Source organism: Modestobacter sp. L9-4 (assembly GCF_019112525.1).
In the GTDB taxonomy this organism is placed as follows: domain Bacteria; phylum Actinomycetota; class Actinomycetes; order Mycobacteriales; family Geodermatophilaceae; genus Modestobacter.
The window spans coordinates 3,830,446-3,851,936 of record NZ_CP077800.1; the positions used below are offsets into that span (position 1 = coordinate 3,830,446).

The window sequence follows — 21,491 nt, forward strand, 5'->3', positions numbered from 1 at the left end:
TGTGAGGGGTCTCTTCATGTCCGCCCCCTGCACCGGGAGTCCCCGATGACCCAGACCACCGAGCCCACCGCCGACGGGGTGCCCCCGCACCGCTACACCCCCGCGCTGGCCCAGCAGATCGAGCTGGCCTGGCAGGACCGCTGGGAGGCCGAGGGCACCTTCCACACGCCCAACCCGGTCGGGCCGCTGAGCGAGGGCTTCGACCGCGTGGCCGACCGGCCCAAGGCGTTCGTGATGGACATGTTCCCGTACCCCTCCGGTGCCGGGCTGCACGTCGGGCACCCGCTGGGCTACCTGGGCACCGACGTCACCAGCCGCTTCCTGCGGATGGACGGGCGCAACGTGCTGCACCCGATGGGCTACGACGCCTTCGGCCTGCCCGCCGAGCAGTTCGCGGTGCAGACCGGGCAGCACCCCCGCGTCACCACCGAGGCCAACATCGCCGCGATCAGCGCGCAGCTGCGCCGCCTGGGCGTCGACCACGACACCCGCCGCACCTTCGCCACGATCGACCCGGGCTACTACAAGTGGACCCAGTGGATCTTCCGCCAGGTCTTCGAGGCCTGGTTCGACCCCGAGACGAACCGCGCCCGCCCGATCGCCGAGCTGGTCACCGAGCTGGACGCCGGCACCCGGCAGCCCGCGCCCGGCACGCTGCCGGAGGGGCGGACCTGGGTCGAGCTGTCCCCGGTCGAGCGCCGGCAGGTCGTCGACGCGCACCGGCTGGCCTACCGGAACTCCGCGCCGGTCAACTGGTGCCCGGGGCTGGGCACGGTGCTCTCCAACGAGGAGGTCACCGCCGACGGGCGCTCCGAGCGCGGCAACTTCCCCGTCTTCCGGCGTCCGCTGACCCAGTGGATGATGCGGATCACCGCCTACGCCGAGCGGCTGATCGACGACCTGGACCGGCTGGACTGGTCGGACTCGCTCAAGCAGATGCAGCGCAACTGGATCGGCCGCTCGACCGGCGCCCGGATCCGGTTCTCGGTGGGGACGGGTGGGGGAGACGCGGCCGTCGAGGGGGAGACCGTCGAGGTCTTCACCACCCGGCCCGACACCCTGTTCGGCGCCACCTACCTGGTGCTGGCGCCGGAGCACCCGCTGGTCGAGGCGCTGACCGCGGACGCGTGGCCGGCCGGCGCCGACCCGCGCTGGACCGCCGGTGCCGCCACCCCGGCCGAGGCGGTCGCTGCCTACCAGCTGCAGGCCTCCCGCCGCTCGGAGCTGGAGCGACAGACCGAGGGCCGCGACAAGACCGGCGTCTGGCTGGGCGTCACCGCGACCAACCCGCTGACCGGTGCCGACCTGCCGGTGTTCATCGCCGACTACGTGCTCACCGGCTACGGCACCGGCGCGATCATGGCCGTGCCCGGTGAGGACACCCGCGACTGGGAGTTCGCCCAGGTCTTCGGACTGCCCGTGGTGCGCACCGTCCAGCCGCCCGCGGACTTCGACGGCGGTGCCTACACGGGCACCGGACCCATGATCAACTCCTCCAACGAGCAGCTGTCGCTGGACGGGCTGGACAAGGCCACCGCCATCGCCACGGTCACCGAGTGGCTGGTCGCGAACGGCTGCGGTGAGGCGACGACCACCTACAAGCTGCGCGACTGGCTGTTCAGCCGGCAGCGCTACTGGGGCGAGCCGTTCCCGATCGTCTACGACGCCGACGACCTGCCGGTCGCCGTCCCGGACACGATGCTGCCGGTGCTGCTGCCCGAGGTCGACGACTACTCGCCGAAGACCTTCGCCGACGACGACGCCGACTCCCAGCCCGAGCCGCCGCTCTCGCGCGCCACCGAGTGGACGACGGTCACCCTGGACCTCGGCGAGGGTCCGAAGCAGTACCGCCGGGAGACCAACACGATGCCCAACTGGGCCGGGTCGTGCTGGTACTACCTGCGCTACACCGACCCGACCAACGACCAGCAGTTCGTCGACCCCGAGCTCGAGCGGTACTGGATGGGCCCGCGCGAGCCCGGCGACGTCGGTGGCGTCGACCTCTACGTCGGCGGTGTCGAGCACGCCGTTCTGCACCTGCTGTACGCCCGGTTCTGGCACAAGGTGCTGTTCGACCTGGGCCACGTGTCCAGCGAGGAGCCCTTCCGCCGGCTGGTGAACCAGGGCTACATCTCCGCCTACGCCTACACCGACGCGCGCGGCTTCCCCGTGCCCGCGGCCGAGGTGACCGAGCGCGACGGGCAGTGGTTCTTCGAGGGGCAGCCGGTCAACCGTGAGTACGGGAAGATGGGCAAGAGCCTCAAGAACGTCGTCACCCCCGACGAGATGATCGCGCTGTACGGCGCGGACACCTTCCGGGTCTACGAGATGTCGACCGGCCCGCTGGACCAGTCGCGGCCCTGGGAGACCAAGGCCGTCGTCGGCTCCGCCCGGCTGCTGGCCCGCATCTGGCGCGTGGTGGTCGACGAGGAGACCGGTGAGGTCCGCGCCGGGGACGTCGAGCCCGACGAGGACGCCCTGCGCGCGCTGCACCGGGCCATCGAGGCCGTCCGCGACGGCATGACGACGCTGCGGTTCAACATCGCCATCGCCCGGATCACCGAGCTGACCAACCACCTGACCCAGGCGTACGCGCCCGGGACGGCGGTGCCCCGCTCGGTCGCCGAGGCGCTGGTGCTGCTGGTCGCCCCGCTGGCCCCGCACCTGGCCGAGGAGCTGTGGTCCCGGCTCGGCCACCCCGGCTCGGTGGCCTGGGCGCAGTTCCCGGTCGCCGAGGAGCGCTGGCTGGTCGACGACACCGTCGAGGTCGCCGTGCAGGTCAACGGCAAGGTGCGCGCCCAGGTCGCGGTCCCGGCCGACGCGGACGCCGCCACCCTGGAGGCGGCGGCCCGCGCCGACGAGAAGGTGATCGCCCAGCTGGAGGGCAAGACGGTGCGCCGCGTGATCGCCGTCCCGGGCCGGCTGGTCAACTTCGTCGTCGGCTGACGACGGCCGCCACCCATCGTTCGCGGCGGGCTCCGATATGGGCCGGCTGCCTGACGTGGACCGGGTGACCTGATCACACATGCTGTCCCCCCGCACCGACGCCGGTGCGGGGGGACAGTCGTCCGTGCCTCGGGTCCCGGCGCGGGCAGCTGCCCGCGCCGGGAGTCGGAGTCAGGCGGGGACGGCGGTGCCGGTGAGGACCCGGCGCATGGCGGCCTCGACCGGCTCGATCGCCTCGGCGACGGTGACGTCGCGGCCGAGCTCGGCCGTCAGCGAGGTGGCGCCGGCGTCGGGGATGCCGCACGGGACCATGTTGGAGAACGGGCCCATGTCGGGGTCGCAGTTGAGCGCGAAGCCGTGCATGGTCACCCCGCGGGCGACCCGGACGCCGATCGCGGCGACCTTGCGGTCGGGCCCGCGCTCGTCGGCCAGCACCCAGACCCCGCTGCGGCCCTCCACCTGTGAGGTGGCCAGGCCGAAGCCGGCGCAGACCTCCATCAGGGCCGCCTCGAGCCGCCGGACGTGGGCGACGACGTCCACCGGGTCGGCCAGCTGCACGATCGGGTAGCCGACCAGCTGGCCGGGGCCGTGCCAGGTGATCTTCCCGCCGCGGTCGACGTCGATGACCGGCGTGCCGTCGAAGGGCCGCTCGCTGGGCAGGGTGCGCTTGCCGGCGGTGTAGACCGGCGGGTGCTCCAGCAGCAGCAGGGTGTCCGGGCCGGTGCCCGCCACCCGCCGCTCGTGCACCTCGCGCTGCTGCGCCCACGCCTGCTCGTAGGGGACCAGCCCCGCCCGCACCACCGACAGCTCGCTCATGCCCCGAGCCTATGCCCGGTGTCAGGCGAGCCGGCGGGGCCGGATGACGCGCTCGACCGCGCCGCCGTCGGGTCCCCGCTCGACGCGGTACGCCCCGGCGCCGGGCCGGTCGGACACCGCCTCGACCAGCTCGGTGCCGCGGTAGACCAGTCCCACCCCGTCGTCGGTGGCGTACCCGGCCGGCAGCGTGCCGTCGGCGACCAGCCGGTGGTAGACCGGCCGGCGCTGGGGCTCGGAGTCGTGGTGGACGCCGTTGGAGTGGGGCAGCAGCCCGAGTCCGTCGGTGACCGGGCGCAGGTCGGGGCCGAAGGAGTCGGTGGTGCCCCCGGCGTGCCAGCACAGCGACCCCGCCGACACCCCGGCCAGCACGACCCCGGCCTGCCACGCCTCGCGGAACACCGCGTCCACGCCGTGCACCCGCCAGACGGCGAGCAGGGCGGCCACGCTGCCGCCGCCCACCCACACGACGTCCTGCGCGAGCAGGTGCGCCCGGACGTCGGCCACGGTGGGCATGGGGAACAGGCTCAGGTGCGAGGTCCGGACGTCGCTGCCGGCGAAGGCACCGTAGAAGCCGGCCACCCGCACCGGGTCGTCGCCGGTCGCGGTGCCGAGGTAGGTGATCCGTGGCCGGTCCGGCCGACCGGCCAGCTCCAGGGCCAGGTCGATGACCGGCCCGGCTGCGGCGTCGTACGGGCCGCCCCGGCGGGGGGCGAGGCTCATGCTGGTGGCCAGGATCGTGGGCGCGGCGGCGGGCACGCTGGCGAACCTACGCGTGCCCCCACCGGGGTCTCCCGGTGCGCTGCGGTCCGTCGGGCAGGCGGTCGCAGCCCTCAGGTGGCGGCGTCCGGGACCGGTGCCCGGCCGTCGGCCGTCAGCCGGCGCAGGACCGCGCGGGCGGTGCGGGCACCGCTGGCCATCGCACCCTGGATGGACGGGGTGTCCCGGTGGTCGCCGCAGACGAACAGGCCCTCGCCCAGGTCGACCGGTCGGCGGTGCTGCAGCGGGGGAGTCGCCGCCGGCTGCGCGCCGGTCACGGTCACGCTGGTCAGGTGGTCGAGCTCAGCGGGTGTCACGCCGTGCGCGCGGGCGATCTCGGCCCGCACGTCGGCCTCCCGGGTGGGCTGCAGGGTGGAGCTGGCCACCAGGGCTCGTCGGTCGGGGCTGTAGGCGGGCTGGGCGTCGGAGACGACGACGGTGTTGACCAGCTGACCGTCGGGTCGCCCGAGCACGATCAGCGGTGACGGCCAGGGGGAGGCCGGCAGCACGTGCAGGTGGGTGGTCACCTGTCGCGGTGCGGAGGCCCCGAGGCCGGGGAGCAGCCCGCTGGCAGTGTCGGGGTCGGTGGCGACCACGACGGCGTCGGCCGTCGTCGTCCCGGTGGCGGTGCGCACCGAGCGGCCGTCGACGGCGGTGACGCGGACCCCCAGGTGGACCTGACCGGCCGGCAGCCGGTCGGCCAGCTGCTGTCCGACCGACTGCATCCCCGCGGCGGGCAGACCGACCCGGCCACGGACGAAGCTGCGCCACACCAGGTCGAGGTAGCGGCTGGAGGTGTCCAGCCGGTCCTCCAGCAGCACCCCGGACAGGAAGGGGCGCAGGAACGTCTCCAGAGCCTGCTCGCCGACACCGGACGCACGCAGTGCCTGTTCGGCGGTGCGCTCCGGGGCCGCCAGCAGCCGGGACACCGGCAGGTAGCCCGCCCGGGCGGAGAAGGCGGCCAGCGCCGCCTTCCGCGGCAGGCCGCCGATCGGTGCGCGGACCGTGTCCAGCAGCGCGCCCAGGTGCTCGCGGGGGTCGACGACGCGGTGCGGCCCGGTGTCGCCCTGCACGACCGCCCCGGTCCAGAACCAGCCCATGTCCAGCGCTGCGAGGTCGAGGTCGGCGACCCGCGGGTAGCCGGTGTTGAGCACCTGGAAGCCCCGGTCGACGGTGAACCCGTCGACGCGGGTCGTGGTCAGCCGCCCGCCGGCGTGGTCGGCTGCGTCGACCAGGTGGACGTCGCGGCCGGCGGCGGCCAGCCGGGTCGCGGCCGACAGCCCGGCCAGGCCGGCGCCGACCACGACCACCTCGGCGCGTGCGGGCAGGGTCATGCCCCGAACGTAGGCGCTGGCCGCCTGCCGTGTCCGGCCGGAGTCCGGTCCGTGGACTGAGCGGCCCCCTGTGGACAGCGCCGGCGCGCCCGCGGCCGTTCGTCCTACGGTCCCCGGCATGCCTGCGCATCCCGCCCCGACCGCGGCCCCCGTCGTCCCCGGCTACGTGCTGGAGGAGCTGCTCGGCCGGGGCGGCTCGGGGCAGGTCTGGCGGGCCCGTCCGCGGTCCGGCGGGCCCTCCGTCGCGGTGAAGGTGCTCGTCCGCGGCGACCCCGAGCGGCAGGAGCGGGAGGCGGCGCTGCTGGGGGAGCTGGACCACCCGCACCTGGTCCGCCTCCACGAGGTCGTCCGCCGGGAGGTGCGCGGTGCGCCGGCCCAGGTGGCGCTGGTGCTCGACCTGCTCGAGGGCGGCAGCCTGGCGGCGTTGCTGGCCCGGCGCGGGCGGCTGCGACCCGGTGAGGTGGTCACCACGGTCGCCCCGGTGGCAGCGGCGCTGGCGCACGCGCACGAGCGGGGCGTGGTCCACGGCGACCTGTCACCGGGCAACGTCGTCTTCACCGCCGAGGGGCGCCCGGTGCTCACCGACCTGGGCACGGCGCGGCTGGTCGGGGACGTCGCCCGCGCCGAGGTCACCCCGCCCTACGTCGACCCGGTGGTCGCGCGCGGGGGTGCACCGGGTCCGGCCTCCGACGTCTTCGGCGTGGCGGCTGCGGCCTTCCACGCGCTCACCGGCATCGCCCCCTGGAACGCCGCCGACCCCGCCGGCACGCTCACCGTCGCGGCCACCGGCCAGCTGCCCGACCTGGCGGTGCTGGCCCCCGAGGCGCCTGCGGAGCTGGTGCGGGTGGTCCTGCGCGGACTGGCGGAGGAGCCGCACGAGCGGGGCTCCGCGGCCGCCTTCGCACTCGACCTGCGGCACGCGTGCCGGCCCGAGCCGGTGCGGCTGCCCGTGGCCGGGGTCCCCGACAGCGAGCTCGCCGTCACCGGTCGCGGGCCACGCACCGAGCTGACCCACCAGGTGCCCGGCGAGCGGCCCAGGGCCGCGCACGCCGCGGCTGCACCGGACAGCCGGGTGGTGCGCGCGAGGGAGTGGCTGGCCGAGCGGTCCGGGGGAGACGGTCAGCTGCGCACGCTCGTGCGCCGGACGGCCACCGGAGCAGCCGTCGCGCTGGCGGTCGGCGGTGCCCTGGGGGGTGCGGCCTGGCTGGGGTCCAGCTGGGGGCGCTCGGGGGAGCCGGTGCCGGCCGCGGTGGCCGGGCCCGCTCCGACCACGGTGACGACGTCCGCCGCCGCGGCCGAGCCGGGCTTCGCGGAGTCGCCGGCCCCGGAGGGTCCGGAGGCGCAGAGCGACACGGGAGCCCTCACCGTCGAGGCACCGGCGGGCGCTCCCGGCGGTGCCCCGGCAGGCGCTGCCGGCGAGGTCCCGGAAGGCGCTGCTGACGAGCTCCCGGAAGGCACGGCCAGCAGGACCTCGGTGGACGCCGTCGGCGAGACCTCGGAAGGCACCGCCGGTGAGACCCCGGCAGGCGCCGTCGGCGAGGCCTCGGGAGGTGCCGCCGGCGGTGCGCCCGGGGTGACGGTCACCCGGCCGGCTCCGTCACCGACGACCGGGTCGGTGACGGCACCCCCTCCTGCGCCGTCGCCGCCGGCACCTCCGTCGGCCGCCGACCGCACCGACGCCCCGGTCGACGCAGCCGGCTGGGCCGGTGTGGTCGGGGAGCTGTACCAGCGCCGCGCGGCCGCCTTCACCGCTGCCGCCGACCCGGGCGCGTTGACCGGGGTGTACGCCCCCGGCAGCCCACTGCTCGACCGCGACACCGAGCAGCTGACGGCGCTGCGCACTGCGGGCAGGGTGGTGGAGGGCTTCACCCCGCAGCTGCGCGAGGTCGTCTCGGCGACGGAGGAGTCGCCCGGGCGTGTGCGGGTGCTCCTGGTCGACGCACTCCCGACCTACCGGACCGGGGTGCTGACACCGGGCACCCGAGCGCTGCCGGAGGACGCGGAACAGGTCCCCGGTCGCGGGGACGCCCGGGTGACGCTCGTGCTCGCCCGTACCCCCGGCGGCTGGCGGATCGCCGAGGGCGGGCTCGTTACCGGCGGGTGACCGGCCGGGGCGACCCGCGGGCGGCTGGACCGCTGCCGGACCGCGGCCGTCGGCTCCGTGCTGCTGGACCGGGGCCGTCGGACCGCGGCTGTAGGGCCTGTGCTGCTGGACCGCGGCCGTCGGACCACGGCTGTCGGCCCTGTGCTGCTGGGCCGCGGCCGTCGGACCGGCTGTCGGCCTTGTGCTGCTGGACCCCTGCCGCTCAGCCCGCGTCGAGAGCCAGGGCGAGCGCGGCCCGCAGGTCCGTGACGGAGAACTGGTACCCGGCGGCCTCCAGCGCGGCGGGCACGGCGCGCTGCCCGGCCAGCGCACCGACCTTCGCGAACTCGCCCAGCACCAGCTGCAGCGCGATGCCCGGCACGGTCAGCAGCGCCGGCCGGTGCACGACGTCGGCCAGTGCGGCGGTGAACTCGGCGTTGGTGACGGGGGTGGGCGCGGTGAGGTTCACCGGGCCGGACACCGGGGCGGTGAGCAGGAAGCGGATCGCGTCGACCTCGTCGACCAGGCTGATCCACGGCATGTACTGGCGACCGTTGCCCAGCTTGCCGCCCACCCCGAGCTTGAACAGCGGGGCCAGCCGGCCCAGCAGGCCACCGCGGGCGAGCACCAGTCCGGTGCGCAGGGTGGCCACCCGGATGCCGGCGTCCACGGCGGGGGCGGTGGCCGCCTCCCAGGCCACGCACACGTCGGAGAGGAAGTCCGAGCCGGCGGGGGAGCTCTCCTCGGTCACGCGGTCACCGGTGTCGCCGTAGTAGCCCACCGCCGACGCCGACAGCAGGACCCGCTCCCGCCCGGGGTCGGCCGCGACCGAGGCGGCGAACGCCTCGCTGACGGTGGTGGTGGCGTCGACGCGGCTGCTGAGGACGGCCTGCTTGTGCGCGGCGGTCCAGCGGTGTTCGGCCACCCCGACGCCGGCCAGGTTGACGACCACGTCGACGTCGTCGAGCAGCCCCGGCGGCAGCCGGCGGTGCGCGGGCTCCCAGCGGTGCTCGTCGGCGGTCCGCGGGGTGCGACGCACCAGGCGCAGCACCTCATGCCCGTCGGCGACCAGCAGCGGGACCAGCGCCGACCCGATGAGGCCCGAGGACCCGGTCATGGCGATCTTCATCGAGCTCTCCCAGCGGTGGCGGCGCACGGACCGGCGGAACGGCCGGAGAGATGCCGAGGGCCCCGGCGGTGCCGGGGCCCTCGTGCCCCGTCCGCCGGCTCAGCCGAGCCGGCGGACGGGGTCCTTCATCAGGCGAGGCCGAGGTCGCCCTGGAACTGGCCGGCCTCGAGGCGCTCCTTCATCGTGACCAGGAAGCGGGCGGCGTCGGCGCCGTCGACGATCCGGTGGTCGTAGCTGAGGGCCAGGTAGACCATCGAGCGCACGGCCACGACCTCGCCGAGGTCGGCGTCCTTGACCACCACGGGGCGCTTGACCACCGCACCGAGGCCCAGGATGGCGACCTGCGGCTGGTTGATGATCGGGGTGTCGAACAGGGCGCCCCGGCTGCCGGTGTTGGTCAGCGTGAAGGTGCCGCCGCCCAGCTCGTCGGGGGTGACCTTGTTGATCCGGGTGCGCTCGGCGAGGTCGGCGATCTTGCGTGCCAGGCCCGGGATGTTGAGGTCGCCGGCACCGTGGACGACCGGCACCAGCAGCCCGCGCTCGGTGTCGACGGCGATGCCGAGGTTCTCGCTGTCGTGGTAGGTGACCGTGCCGGCCTCGAGGTCGACCGAGGAGTTCACGACCGGGTGCTCCTTGAGCGCCTCGATCGCGGCCTTGGCGAAGAACGGCAGGAACGACAGCTTGACGCCCTCGCGGCCGACGAAGTCGTTCTTCACCTGGTCACGCAGCCGCGCGATCCGGGTGACGTCGACCTCGACCACGGTGGTGAGCTGCGCGCTGACCTGCAGCGACTCCAGCATCCGCTTGGCGATGACCGTGCGCAGCCGGGACAGCTTCTCGGTGCGCCCGCGCAGCGCAGAGCTGGACGTGGCAGCCGGGGAGGGGGTGCGCGCACCCGACGGTGCGGCAGCGGCCGGCGCGGGAGCCGCGGCCGGGGCGGGGGCCTTGGCCTTCTCGGCGGCGGCGAGCACGTCCTGCTTGCGGATCCGGCCACCGACGCCGGTGCCCTCGACCGTCGCCAGGTCCACGCCCTGCTCGGCGGCCAGGCGGCGCACCAGCGGGGTCACGTAGGCGCCGGCACCCTCGGGCGCGGGAGCCGCGGCCGGCCGGGAGGCCGGGGCGACGGCCTCGGCCGGCGAGGGGTTGTCGGTGGGGGACTGGGTCGGCATGACGCCGCCGGAGCCGTAGTCGGCGCCGGGCTGGCCGGTGCTGGTGTTGGCCTGCACGGGGGTCGGGGAGACCTCCTGCGGGGCCGGCGCCGGGGCGTCGGTGTTCGGCGCCGACGGCAGCGGCTGCTCGGCGGCCGGGGCGGGGGTCGCGGCCGGGGCCGGAGCCGCCGCCGGGGCAGAGGCGGCCGGTGCAGCACCGGCGGAGCCGATCACGGCCAGCGCAGCGCCGACCTCGACGGTCTCGTCCTCGTTGACGCTGATCGACAGCAGGGTGCCGGACACGGGGGCGGGGATCTCGGTGTCCACCTTGTCGGTGGACACCTCCAGCAGCGGCTCGTCGGCGGTGACCTCGTCGCCCACGGCCTTGAGCCAGCGGGTGACCGTGCCCTCGGTGACGCTCTCGCCCAGCGCCGGCATGGTCACCGTGGTGCCCTCGCCGTTGGAGTCGCCGCCCTGGGCCTCCTGCGCGGGCGCCGGTGCAGCCGGGGCCTCGGCGGCCGGAGCCGCGGGGGCCTCCTGTGCCGGGGCCTCCTGCGCGGGCGCCGCCGGAGCAGCCTCCTGCGCCGGGGCGGCGTCGTCGCCCCCGCCGATGACCGCGAGGTCGGCGCCGACCTCGACGGTCTCGTCCTCGGCCACGATGATCTTGCTGAGCACGCCGGCCGCAGGCGAGGGGATCTCCGTGTCGACCTTGTCGGTCGAGACCTCCAGGAGGGGCTCGTCGACCTCGACGGTGTCACCCTCCTGCTTCAACCAACGGGTGACCGTGCCCTCGGTGACGCTCTCGCCCAGGGCGGGCATGGTGACGGTCGTCGGCATCGAAGGCAGGTCTCCTCAGGTCAGGGGGTGGTGTCGCGGGGTGGAGCGGGACGAGCAGGGTCAGCTGTGCGCGTGCAGCGGCTTGCCCGCCAGCACGAGCGCGGCCTCGCCGAGGGCCTCGCTGAGCGTGGGGTGCGGGTGGATCAGCTGGGCGACCTCCTCGGGGAGCGCCTCCCAGTTGTAGATGAGCTGGGCCTCGGCGATCAGGTCGCCCACCCGGCTGCCGACCATGTGCACGCCGACCACCGGACCGCCGTTGGCGGTGCGGATCAGCTTCACGGCACCGGCGGTCTTGAGGATCGCGGCGCGGCCGTTGCCGGCCAGGTCGTAGGTGGCGATCTCGAGCTCGCCGTAGCGCTCCTTGGCCTGGGCCTCGGTCAGGCCCACGGAGGCGACCTCGGGCTCGGAGTAGGTGACGCGCGGGACACCGGCGTAGTCGATCGGCACGACCGGCAGGCCGGCCAGCCGCTCGGCGACGAGGATGCCCTCGCCGAAGCCGACGTGGGCCAGCTGCAGGGTGGGCACCAGGTCGCCGACGGCGGAGATGGTGGGCACGCTGGTCTGCATATACTCGTCGACGAGGACGTAGCCGCGGTCCATGGCGACCCCGGCCTCCTCGTAGCCCAGACCCTGGCTGACCGGCCCGCGGCCGACGGCGACGAGCACCAGCTCGGCCTCGAGCTCCTTGCCGTTCTCCAGGGAGACCTTCACGCCGTCGGCGGTGGTCTCGACCTTGGCGACCCGGCTGCCCAGGGAGAAGTTGATCTTGCGGCGGCGGAAGGCGCGCTCGAGGAGCTTGGAGGAGGACTCGTCCTCCAGCGGGACCAGGTGCGGCAGGCCCTCGACGATGGTCACGTCGACGCCGAAGGACTTCCAGGCGCTGGCGAACTCGCAGCCGATGACGCCGCCGCCGAGGATGATCGCCGAGCTGGGCACCCGGTCCAGGCCCAGCGCGTGGTCGCTGGTGATGACCTTGGTGCCGTCGATCTCGATGCCGGGCAGCGAGCGGGCGTAGGAGCCGGTGGCCAGCAGGACGTGCTTGCCCTCGTAGCGCGTGCCGTCGACCTCGACCGCGGTCGGGGAGACCAGCCGGCCCTCACCGGTGACGGTGGTGATGCCGCGGCTCTTGATCAGCCCCTGCAGGCCCTTGAAGTTCTTGGAGATGACGCCGTCCTTGTAGGCGTTCACCCCGTCCATGTCGATGCCCGAGAGGGTCGACTTGACGCCGAACTGCTCGCCCTCGCGGGCGTTGTCGGCGACCTCGGCGGTGTGCAGGAGGGCCTTGGTCGGGATGCAGCCGCGGTGCAGGCAGGTGCCGCCGACCTTGTCCTTCTCGATCAGGACGACGGACATGCCCAGCTCGGAGGCGCGCAGCGCCGCGGCGTAGCCACCGGAGCCACCACCGAGGATGACCAGGTCAGCGGGGGTGGTCGGTGCGCTCACAAGTGCTCCTCAGTGCTGGGTGACCCGGTGTGGTGCCGGGCACAACGATCGTGCGCCTGCCCATCCTGCCACTCCCGGGAACGGCGCGTCCGGGTGCTCCGTTCTCCCGGTGCGCGCGTCGCTCGGCAGTGCGCGTCGTCAGGGACGGGGGCACGGCATGGGGCTGATCGACCGGTTGCGCGGACGGCGCGCGGGACCCGGGGGAGGGCCGGGGCGGCGCGGCACGCTCGACCGCGCGTCCGGGTCCGGCGACGTCCGGCACCTCGAGGAGTTCGTGGCGACGAGGCGGGGCGTGGAGGGCTTCGTCGAGCCCCGCACGGCCGTCACCGAGACGACGATCCTGCTCGTGGCCGCCGACGGGGAGTGGACGCGCCGGCGCATCGACGGCCCCGAGACCGCCCGCAGGCTGTCGCGCGACCTCGCCGTCCCGGTGTACGACGCACAGGTGACCGGCTACCCGCAGCGGATGCGGGACTGGAACCGCGACCACCCCCAGGGACGTCGCTGACACACGGTCCCCGTCCCGGGAGACGGGGACCGTGCCCTTCAGGCCCGGCTGATGAGGTCCTCGATGGTGGCCAGGAGGGTGCGCACCGGGACGCCGGTGCCGCCCTTGGGCGTGTGGCCCCACGGGGCGCCGGTGTTGTAGGCCGGGCCGGCGACGTCGATGTGCGCCCACGGCAGGCCGGCGGGCACGAACTCGGCGAGGAAGTGGGCGCCGACGAGCATCCCGCCCATCCGGTCGGGGTTGGCGTTGACCAGGTCGGCGACCGAGGAGTCCAGCCCGCGGCGCAGCTCCGCCGGCAGCGGCATCGGCCACATCGGCTCGCCGCTGCGCCGGCTGGCGGTCACGACCGCGTCGCGCAGGTCGTCGCTGCCCATCACGCCGGCCGTGCGGGTGCCCAGGGCCACCAGCTGCGCGCCGGTGAGGGTGGAGGTCTCCAGCAGGTGGGCGGGGGAGTCCTCGACCGCGCGGCAGATGGCGTCGGCCAGCACGACCCGGCCCTCGGCGTCGGTGTTGGTGATCTCGGCCTTCTTCCCGTTGCGGAAGGTGACCACGTCGGCCGGGCGGTAGGCGGAGCCGCTGGGCATGTTCTCCGCGATCGGCACGGTGGCGGTGACGTCGACGGGCAGGCCCAGCTCGGCGACCAGGCAGACGGTGGCGATGACCGCCGCGGCGCCGGCCATGTCGCTCTTCATGTCCTCCATGTGGGCGGCCGGCTTGATCGAGATGCCGCCGCTGTCGAAGGTGATGCCCTTGCCGACCAGCGCGACGCTCGTCCGTGCCTTCTTGCCCTTGTACTCCAGGCGCAGCAGCCGGGGCCCGCGGGACGAGCCGCTCCCGACGGCCAGGATGCCGCCGTAGCCACCGGCGGTCAGCGCCTTCTCGTCGAGCACCTCGACCGACAGGCCGGCCTTCTTGCCGGCGGCGGCGCCGCGGGCGGCGAGCTCGGCCGGGTAGAGGTCGTTGGGCGGGGTGTTGACCAGGTCGCGCACGAGCGTCACGGCCGAGACGACGGCGCGCACCCGGGTCAGCGGGGCCTTGGCCGCCCCGGCGTCGGGCACCACCAGCTCGAAGGACGCAGGCGGCGTCGGCCTGTCGGCCGGCAGTGCGGACTTGTAGGCGGTGAACTCGTAGGCGCCCAGCAGGGACCCCTCGCCGACGGCGTGCAGGCGCTCGGCGTCCGGCGCGCCACCGACGGCGGCCAGCAGGGTCACCACCGCGCCCCGCCCGGTCAGCGCGCGGCTCGCCGCACCGGCGGCCCGGCGGACCGCCTCGGGGGCGTAGCTGCCGCCGGCCTCGGGGGCGCCCAGACCGGCCACCGCCACCACCGGGAACGGCCCCTGGCCGAACGTCGGGAGCTTCGTGACCTCGCCCTCGGCGCCGCGGGCACCCAGGTCGGTCAGCGCGGCCAGCAGCCGGCCGCCGAGCAGTCGGTCGACGGCGTCGGCACCGGGGGTGCTGAGCAGGCCGTTCGGGCCCTGGCCGACCCCGACGACGACGGCGTCGGCGGACAGCTTCTCGAGCGGGCGGTCGGTGGCAGAGATCGTCGGCGGCACGGGACGATCGTAGGGAGGCGCTGAGGACGGCGTACGAGCGGCGGTGCGGCGACCACTAGCGTGCTGGCTCGTGACCACGCCTCTGCTGTCCCCGCTGCACGACCGGCACGTCGCCGCCGGCGCGAAGTTCGCCGACTTCGGCGGCTGGTCGATGCCGATCGAGTACGCCGGCGGAGGGGTGATCGCCGAGCACACCGCGGTGCGCGAGGGCGTCGGCCTCTTCGACGTCTCCCACCTCGGGACGGCGACGGTCCGCGGGCCCGGTGCGGCGGAGTTCGTCAACTCCTGCCTGACCAACGACCTCACCAGGATCGGCCCGGGGCAGGCGCAGTACACGCTGTGCTGCGTCGCGGACGGCCCGCAGACCGGCGGCGTGGTCGACGACCTGATCGTCTACCTGCACGGCCCGGACGACGTCCTGCTGGTGCCCAACGCCGCGAACGCCGCCGACGTGCTGGCCCGGCTGTCCGCGGCGGCGCCGGCGGGGGTCACCGTCACCGACCGGCACACCGAGGTCGCCGTCCTCGCCCTGCAGGGGCCGCGCGCTGCGGAGGTGCTGGCGGCGGTGGGCCTGCCCGGCGAGCTGTCCTACATGTCCTTCGCCGAGACCCCCGGCTCCGGTGGCGACGAGGTCACCGTCTGCCGCACCGGCTACACCGGCGAGCACGGCTACGAGCTGCTCGTCGCCGCCGAGCGGGCCGGCGCGCTGTGGGACGCCCTGCTGGCCGCCGGCGCACCGGAGCAGATCCGGCCCTGCGGCCTCGGTGCCCGCGACACCCTGCGCACCGAGATGGGCTACCCGCTGCACGGCCACGAGCTGTCCCTGGACATCACCCCCAACCAGGCCCGCTCCGGATGGGCCGTCGGCTGGAAGAAGGACGCCTTCTGGGGCCGCGACGCCCTCGTGGCGGAGAAGGCCGCCGGCCCGGCCCGCCAGCTGTGGGGCCTGCAGGCGCCCGGCCGGGGCATCCCGCGGCCGGGGATGGCGGTCCTGTCCGCCGACGGCACGAAGGTCGGTGAGGTGACCAGCGGGACGTTCTCCCCGACGCTGCGCACCGGGATCGCGCTGGCCCTGCTCGACACCGCGGCCGGTCTGACCGAGGGCGACGAGGTGGCCGTCGACGTCCGCGGCCGTCCGCAGCCGGTCGTCGTCCGCAAGCCCCCGTTCGTGCCCTCGCACGTGCGCTGAGGAAGGACCCCCTCGCCCCCCACCACTCGCCAGCTCGTGGTGGGGCCCTGCGAGGGGGCCTAGGCGGTGGCCTCGGCCTTCGCCTTCTCCTCGTCCTTCTTGCTGGGCACGGGCGGGTCGGCGACCTCGTCGGCCATGGTGGCGTCGCGCTCGCCCATCGGCTGCGGTTCGCCCTTGGTGGTGTCGACCGCGGTCTGGTGCTCGGTCTCGGAGTTGATCTCCGCGCCCAGCAGCACCAGGAAGACGGTCAGCTGCAGCCACAGCATCAGCACGATCACGCCGGCGATGGCGCCGTAGGTCTTGTCGTAGGACCCGAAGTTGTCGACGTAGAAGCTGAACAGCAGGCTGATCAGCGCCCAGATCACGGTGACGACGACGGAGCCGAGGCTGACCCAGCGGAACTTCGGGGCGTCGCGGTCGGGCGCCACCCGGTAGAGGACAGACAGGGCCCCGGACATGACCCCGAGCAGCAGGGCCCAGCGGAGGACCTGGGCCAGGATCGTGCCGAACACGCCCAGCGGCAGGGCGTCCAGCACCGCCGGGACGACGGCCACCAGGGAGAACGTGATCAGGACGAAGACGATCGCGCCCAGGGTGAGGGCCAGGGAGAGCAACCGCAGCTTGATGAAGTTGCGGGTCTCGACCTCGTCGTAGGCGATGTTGACGGCCTTGATCAGGTTGCCGACGCCACCGGAGGCGCTCCACAGCGCACCCAGGATCGAGATGATCAGGCTGAGGGTGAGCGCGCCGCCGCTGTTGGACGTGATGGCGGTGAGCTGGTCGGCCAGCAGGGACTGTGCGCTCTCGGGCAGCTGGTCCGACAGCGACTCGATCTGCCGGGCCACGGTCTCCGGTGAGGCGATCAGGCCGTAGAGCGAGATGGCCGCGATGAGGGCGGGGAAGATCGCCAGGAAGCCGAAGAAGGCCACGCCACCGCCGATGATCGGCATGTTGTCGGCGCCGTTCTCCGCCCAGGCGCGCTTGACGATCTGCACCCAGCCGCGCGCGGGGATCTCGGTGGGCTTCTCCGCGTGCACGCCCGGCAGCTCGGCCTCGCTGGGCACGTCGGGGGTGGGCCGCTCGGCCTCACGGCGCTCGGTGGCGACCACCGTGGCGGTGGTCGCCCCGGTGTACGGCGCCGGGTCGGCGGTGCGGTCGACGCCGACCCGGGCCGCCGCCCGGCGCTCGGCCTTCTCCTTGACGCGCTGACGGATGCGCTCGACGGCGTTGTCCGCGGTGTCGACCATCGGGGTCGGTCCTTCGTCTCGAGGGGGAGTGGTCAGTCGCCGGGCCAGGCGCCGGTCAGCTTGGTGAAGCCGCGGGCACCGCCCCGGCTGACCAGGGCCTTGACCACGGCGACGATCGCGCCACGGACGGCGGAGGCCAGGACGATCTCGCGGAGCCGGTACTCGCTCTGCATGGCGGTGGGGGCGTCGTCCCGCCGGGCGACCTTCTTCCACAGCAGCTGGAAGAGGGAGGCGGCCACGGAGCTGGCCACCAGGCTGCCGATCAGGCCGATCGGGCGGTACACGACCTTGGCCGTCTTGCTCATCGCTTCCTCCTCCAGACGACGAGGCCCACCACGGCCGAGACGACGGCCGCGGCGGCCCCCAGCACGGTCGGTGGGCTCTCGCGATAGGTCTCCACCGCGGTGTCGCGGGTGCGCAGGGCCGTCTCGGTCAACCGGGCGCGCGTGCGCGCGGGCACGTCGAGCCGGGCGGCGAGCTGGTCGACCGTGCCGCCCAGCCGCTCGCGGGCCGCGTCGATCTCGGCCTGGATGTCCGCAGGGGTCGGCTTGCTCATGGGTCCTCCGCGGTCTCGGGGCGCCCCGGGAGCGGGCGGTGCGGGTCTGCCATGCCCCGATCGGCTCACCGGGTAAACCAAGATCGACCCGACCGGCCCGGCGCCGGGCCGGGGTCCTCGCTAGCCTCGCCGCCATGAGCTGGACCTGGCAGCTGGAAGACCCGGCGGGCACGCCCGTGGACCCCACCACGCTCGGGGTGGAGGTGCCCGAGTGCGACAACCAGGGAGACGCGGAGTCCTGGCTGGGTGAGGCCTGGCGCGACCTGCTCGAGCGCGGCATCGCCACGGTCACCCTGCAGCGGGACGGCGAGCGCGTCTACGGCCCGATGGGCCTCGCCCCGTCCTGAGCCGGGCCGGCCGCCACCTCCCCGACGAGCAGGGGAGGGCCGGCGGCTAGACCTCGGCGCCGATGGCCACCTGCGGCTTGGGGAAGCGCCAGCGGCGGACCATCGTGGCGCGGCTGACGCCGTACCAGGCCAGGCTGTTCGGCTTCTGGGTGGTGTTCGGGAACCGCTCGGCGACCTTGGCCTTGATCTTGCGGCTGAGGATGATCGAGTCGACGACCAGCACCAGGAAGAACGCGTACAGCACGAAGGACGAGTAGACCTTCAGCGCCTGGCTGGGCACGACCAGGCTGACCAGCAGCAGGGCTGCGATGACCAGGAAGAAGCTGCCCAGGTTGCGGCGGGCGTCGACCACGTCGCGCACCAGCCGGCGCTCCGGGCCCCGGTCGCGGGCGGTCAGCGAGCTGTCGTCGCCGCGGGCCGCGGCCTCGCGGGCACTGCCGCGACCGGCCACCTGCTGCTCGCGCTGACGCCGGTAGGCCTCCTTGCGCGTGGTGGGCGGCGGCGGCACCGGACCGCTGCGCCGTCCCTGGGCCTCGTTGCGCTTGGGGGTGGGGCGTCCCTTGCCCACACCGACCGCGGTCGACCCGTGCGGGGTGAGGACAGGGGTGTCCGGCGTCGTGGTGTCGGCGCGGCGGCCGGGCAGGCGGAGCTTCACGGCTGCCGAGTCTACGTGTCCGCGGCGCCGTTCCCCCGCCTCCACGGACGGTCCTGCCCTGCCGGGGTGGGTCGTGGTCGCTGTCCCGCCCGCCGTCGGCGCCGTACAGTGGGAAGCAGCTCCGCTCCGGCGGTGTTGGCCGTCAGTGCTCATTGACGGCGGAGTCCGTCCCCGTGGCGGGCCGAGCAGCACACCCTCGAGTGTGGGAGGACCACAACATGACCGTGCAGGACACGCAGGCCCCCGGCACCACCACCACCGACGTCATCCTCAGCGCCCCGGCCGCGTCGAAGGTGAAGGCCCTGCTGGAGCAGGAGGGTCGCGACGACCTGCGGCTGCGCATCGCCGTGCAGCCCGGCGGCTGCTCCGGCCTGCGCTACCAGCTCTTCTTCGACGAGCGCTTCCTCGACGGTGACCAGACCTTCGAGTACGGCGGCGTCGAGGTCATCGTCGACCGGATGAGCACCCCCTACCTGGGCGGCGCGACGATCGACTTCGTCGACACCATCGAGAAGCAGGGCTTCACGATCGACAACCCGAACGCCGGCGGCTCCTGCGCCTGCGGCGACTCGTTCCACTGAGGTGGCCCCCGCCCGTACCGGGCGGGTCTGCTCAGCACGGTGCCCGGCACCCCCTCAGGGGTGCCGGGCACTGTGCTGTCCGGGCTCAGTTCTCCGTCGTCGCCGCGGTGGGGACGGGGATCGGCAGTCCGGACGACGGCGCGGGGACGGTGCTGCGCCCCGGCGTCGGGGTGCCGCTCCGGGGCGGCGCCGTGGTCGGTGCGCCGGTCGTCGGCACGGTCGCAGACGTCGTCGGCAGCGGTGAGCTGGTCCGGGTGCCCGGTGCGCTGCCCGACGGCGACCCTGAGGTGGAGGTCGAGGTCGAGGGTGCGGGAGCGGGCGTGACGTCGTCCCCACCCGAGCAGGCGCCGAGCAGTCCGGCGGCCAGCAGGGGACCGGCCGCCCCGGTGGCCAGCCGCCGCAGCACGGGCGGGGTCACAGCCGGACCGGGTAGACGGGCTCGGGGACCTCCGGGTGGATCCGCCCCTCGACGAAGATGCCGTGCCAGATCATGAAGACCAGCACCTCCCACACCTGCCGGGCGATCCGCTTGCTGGGCACCTCGGCGGTGCGCAGCCGCTCCAGGAGCGCCAGCACGTGCTCCCGGTCCAGCCACTCGTCGGTCTGGCTGTCGGTGACGATGCCGCGGGCCCACCCGTGCAGCGGACCGGCGAGGAAGTCCGCGGTCGGCACCGGGAAGCCCAGCTTCCGCCGGTTCATGATCTTCGGCGGCACGATCTGGGCCATGGCCTGGCGCAGCGCGTACTTGGTGGCGTCGCCCTTGGCCGGCACGCGCATCTCCAACGGCAGGCTGCTGGCCAGCGCGAAGACCTCGGGGTCCAGGAACGGCACCCGCAGCTCGAGGGAGTTGGCCATGGTCATCTTGTCGGCCTTGACCAGGATGTCGCCGCGCAGCCAGGTGAACAGGTCGACGTACTGCATCGCGGTCACGTCGTCGTAGCCGGCCGCGCGGGCCTGCCGGTAGGCCTCCGCCGTCACCTGGACGTGCGACAGACCCGGGTCCCGGCCGGGCATCAGCTCGGCCAGCTCGTCGGCGTTGAGGTTGCGGGCGTTGCCGTAGTACCGCTCCTCGAGCGGGATGGAGGCCCGCCGCAGCAGGTCCTGGCCGCGCACGCCCTCGGGCACGACGCGGGCCAGCCGGCCCAGGGCGCTGCGGCCAGCGGCGGGCAGCTTGTCCGCCCACGCCAGGCTCAGCGGCTCGCGGTAGATCGTGTACCCGCCGAACAGCTCGTCGGCGCCCTCACCGGACAGCACGACCTTGACGTGCTTGCGGGCCTCGCGGGCCACGAAGTACAGCGGCACGAGCGCGGGGTCGGCGACCGGGTCGTCGAGGTACCAGACGACCGTCGGGATGGCGTCGGCGAACTCCTGCGCGGTCACCTCGACCGGCACGTGCTCCACGCCCAGGATGGCGGCGGACTCGGCTGCGATGTCGACCTCGGAGGTCGCCTCCCGCTGGAAGCCGACGGTGAAGGTGACCAGGTCGGGGTTGTAGCGGTGTGCCAGTGCGGCGATCGCGGTGGAGTCGATGCCGCTGGACAGGAACGACCCGACGGTCACGTCGGCGCGCATGTGCTTGGCGACGGAGTCCTCGAGCACCGCGGCGATGCGGTTGTACAGCGCCTGCTCACCACCGGCCGGGACCGGGCGCGGGGTGAAGGTCGGGTGGAACCAGCGCTTCGTGGTCAGCTCGCCGTCGACCACGGTGAAGCTGGTCCCGCTCTCGATCCGGTGGATGCCGCGGTGCAGCGTCGCCGGCTCGGGCACGTACTGCAGCGTCAGGTAGTTCTGCAGGGACGTCGCGTCGACGCCGCCGGCACCGGCGCTGCCGCCGAGCAGCTCCAGCAGGGCCTTCTTCTCCGAGCTGAAGACCACGCCGCCGTCGGCCAGCCGGGCGGTGAACAGCGGCTTGATGCCGAAGGCGTCCCGGGCGCCGAACGCCGTCCCGGTGTGGGTGTCCCAGATGACGAAGGCGAACATGCCGCGCAGCCGTGGGACGACGGCCTCACCCCACAGGTGCCAGCCCGCGACGATCGCCTCGGTGTCGCCCTCGGTGGCGAAGGTGGCGCCGGCGGCCTTCAGCTCCTCGCGGAGCTCGAGGTAGTTGTAGATCTCGCCGTTGAAGACGATCCGGTACCGGTCGTCGGCGTAGGCGAGGGGCTGGGGGCTGCCCTCGATGTCGATGAGCGCGAGCCGGTTGAAGCCCAGGACCACGTGCCCGTCCGACCACAGCTCCCGGTCGTCGGGCCCGCGGTGGCGGACGCACTGCAGCGCGTGCTCGACCTCCGAGACGGTCTGCTCGTCGACGCGGGGGGCGTCGGTGGACAGGTAGGCCAGCAGGCCGCACATGCGGGAGGTCTCCA

19 protein-coding genes are annotated in these 21,491 nt (G+C 74.4%); 6 read left to right on the forward strand and 13 right to left on the reverse strand.

The window, feature by feature from the left end; genetic code table 11:
* Positions 1–45: 45 nt before the first annotated feature.
* Positions 46–2,946 (forward strand): leucine--tRNA ligase, encoded by a 2,901-nt coding sequence (gene leuS / locus KUM42_RS18170; protein WP_237493923.1) that lies wholly within the window; start codon positions 46–48, stop codon positions 2,944–2,946.
* A gap of 171 nt (positions 2,947–3,117) precedes the next feature.
* On the opposite strand, the gene lipB is transcribed toward leuS, so the two are convergent.
* The 3 genes from lipB to KUM42_RS18185 form a co-directional block, all read right to left on the reverse strand.
* Complete coding sequence (lipB, locus tag KUM42_RS18175; RefSeq protein WP_237493924.1) at positions 3,118–3,762, reverse strand: lipoyl(octanoyl) transferase LipB; 645 nt, start codon at positions 3,760–3,762, stop codon at positions 3,118–3,120.
* 21 nt (positions 3,763–3,783) lie between these two features.
* Entirely contained in the window at positions 3,784–4,518 is a 735-nt protein-coding gene (locus KUM42_RS18180) for a peptidase E (RefSeq protein ID WP_237493925.1), read from the reverse strand.
* Between the two features lie 74 nt (positions 4,519–4,592).
* Entirely contained in the window at positions 4,593–5,852 is a 1,260-nt protein-coding gene (locus KUM42_RS18185) for an FAD-dependent oxidoreductase (RefSeq protein WP_237493926.1), read from the reverse strand.
* 118 nt (positions 5,853–5,970) lie between these two features.
* On the opposite strand from KUM42_RS18185, the gene KUM42_RS18190 reads away from it, so the two are divergent.
* The gene (locus KUM42_RS18190) at positions 5,971–7,956 is read left to right on the forward strand and encodes a serine/threonine-protein kinase (protein WP_237493927.1); all 1,986 of its coding nucleotides are present in this window, start codon (positions 5,971–5,973) and stop codon (positions 7,954–7,956) included.
* Positions 7,957–8,158: 202 nt separating this feature from the next.
* On the opposite strand, the gene KUM42_RS18195 is transcribed toward KUM42_RS18190, so the two are convergent.
* The 3 genes from KUM42_RS18195 to lpdA form a co-directional block, all read right to left on the reverse strand.
* On the reverse strand, positions 8,159–9,064 hold the full coding sequence (locus KUM42_RS18195; RefSeq protein WP_237493928.1) for a TIGR01777 family oxidoreductase: 906 nt from the start codon (positions 9,062–9,064) through the stop codon (positions 8,159–8,161).
* A gap of 128 nt (positions 9,065–9,192) precedes the next feature.
* A complete protein-coding gene (sucB, locus tag KUM42_RS18200; RefSeq protein ID WP_237493929.1) occupies positions 9,193–11,049 on the reverse strand; it encodes a 2-oxoglutarate dehydrogenase, E2 component, dihydrolipoamide succinyltransferase in 1,857 nt (618 codons plus the stop codon).
* A 60-nt stretch (positions 11,050–11,109) separates the two neighbouring features.
* Positions 11,110–12,492, reverse strand: coding sequence for a dihydrolipoyl dehydrogenase (lpdA, locus tag KUM42_RS18205; protein WP_237493930.1), 1,383 nt, complete (start codon positions 12,490–12,492; stop codon positions 11,110–11,112).
* Positions 12,493–12,649: 157 nt separating this feature from the next.
* Here lpdA and KUM42_RS18210 point away from each other — a divergent pair, with 157 nt between their 5' ends.
* A complete protein-coding gene (locus KUM42_RS18210) occupies positions 12,650–13,000 on the forward strand; it encodes an oxidoreductase (RefSeq protein WP_237493931.1) in 351 nt (116 codons plus the stop codon).
* 38 nt (positions 13,001–13,038) lie between these two features.
* On the opposite strand, the gene KUM42_RS18215 is transcribed toward KUM42_RS18210, so the two are convergent.
* The gene (locus tag KUM42_RS18215) at positions 13,039–14,553 is read right to left on the reverse strand and encodes a leucyl aminopeptidase (protein ID WP_237493932.1); all 1,515 of its coding nucleotides are present in this window, start codon (positions 14,551–14,553) and stop codon (positions 13,039–13,041) included.
* 70 nt (positions 14,554–14,623) lie between these two features.
* On the opposite strand from KUM42_RS18215, the gene gcvT reads away from it, so the two are divergent.
* Entirely contained in the window at positions 14,624–15,742 is a 1,119-nt protein-coding gene (gene gcvT, locus KUM42_RS18220) for a glycine cleavage system aminomethyltransferase GcvT (RefSeq protein WP_237493933.1), read from the forward strand.
* Between the two features lie 59 nt (positions 15,743–15,801).
* Here gcvT and KUM42_RS18225 read toward each other — a convergent pair whose 3' ends face one another.
* Genes KUM42_RS18225 through KUM42_RS18235 form a run of 3 tightly spaced genes read right to left on the reverse strand, consistent with a single transcriptional unit; the run spans position 15,802 to position 17,545 of the window.
* On the reverse strand, positions 15,802–16,989 hold the full coding sequence (locus KUM42_RS18225) for a YihY/virulence factor BrkB family protein (protein ID WP_237493934.1): 1,188 nt from the start codon (positions 16,987–16,989) through the stop codon (positions 15,802–15,804).
* A gap of 32 nt (positions 16,990–17,021) precedes the next feature.
* Positions 17,022–17,294, reverse strand: coding sequence for a DUF4235 domain-containing protein (locus KUM42_RS18230; protein WP_237493935.1), 273 nt, complete (start codon positions 17,292–17,294; stop codon positions 17,022–17,024).
* On the reverse strand, positions 17,291–17,545 hold the full coding sequence (locus KUM42_RS18235; protein WP_237493936.1) for a DUF3618 domain-containing protein: 255 nt from the start codon (positions 17,543–17,545) through the stop codon (positions 17,291–17,293). Before KUM42_RS18235 ends, KUM42_RS18230 begins: the two co-directional genes overlap by 4 nt.
* A 134-nt stretch (positions 17,546–17,679) precedes the next feature.
* On the opposite strand from KUM42_RS18235, the gene KUM42_RS18240 reads away from it, so the two are divergent.
* A complete protein-coding gene (locus KUM42_RS18240; RefSeq protein ID WP_237493937.1) occupies positions 17,680–17,892 on the forward strand; it encodes a hypothetical protein in 213 nt (70 codons plus the stop codon).
* A 46-nt stretch (positions 17,893–17,938) separates the two neighbouring features.
* Here the strand turns inward: KUM42_RS18240 and KUM42_RS18245 are convergent, their stop codons facing one another.
* Entirely contained in the window at positions 17,939–18,547 is a 609-nt protein-coding gene (locus tag KUM42_RS18245) for a DUF3043 domain-containing protein (protein ID WP_237493938.1), read from the reverse strand.
* 218 nt (positions 18,548–18,765) lie between these two features.
* Here KUM42_RS18245 and KUM42_RS18250 point away from each other — a divergent pair, with 218 nt between their 5' ends.
* On the forward strand, positions 18,766–19,128 hold the full coding sequence (locus tag KUM42_RS18250; protein WP_237493939.1) for an iron-sulfur cluster assembly accessory protein: 363 nt from the start codon (positions 18,766–18,768) through the stop codon (positions 19,126–19,128).
* 85 nt (positions 19,129–19,213) lie between these two features.
* On the opposite strand, the gene KUM42_RS18255 is transcribed toward KUM42_RS18250, so the two are convergent.
* Positions 19,214–19,546 (reverse strand): hypothetical protein, encoded by a 333-nt coding sequence (locus KUM42_RS18255; protein WP_237493940.1) that lies wholly within the window; start codon positions 19,544–19,546, stop codon positions 19,214–19,216.
* Complete coding sequence (asnB, locus tag KUM42_RS18260) at positions 19,543–21,477, reverse strand: asparagine synthase (glutamine-hydrolyzing) (RefSeq protein WP_237493941.1); 1,935 nt, start codon at positions 21,475–21,477, stop codon at positions 19,543–19,545. The genes KUM42_RS18255 and asnB overlap by 4 nt, the downstream gene beginning before the upstream one ends.
* Positions 21,478–21,491: the final 14 nt, after the last annotated feature.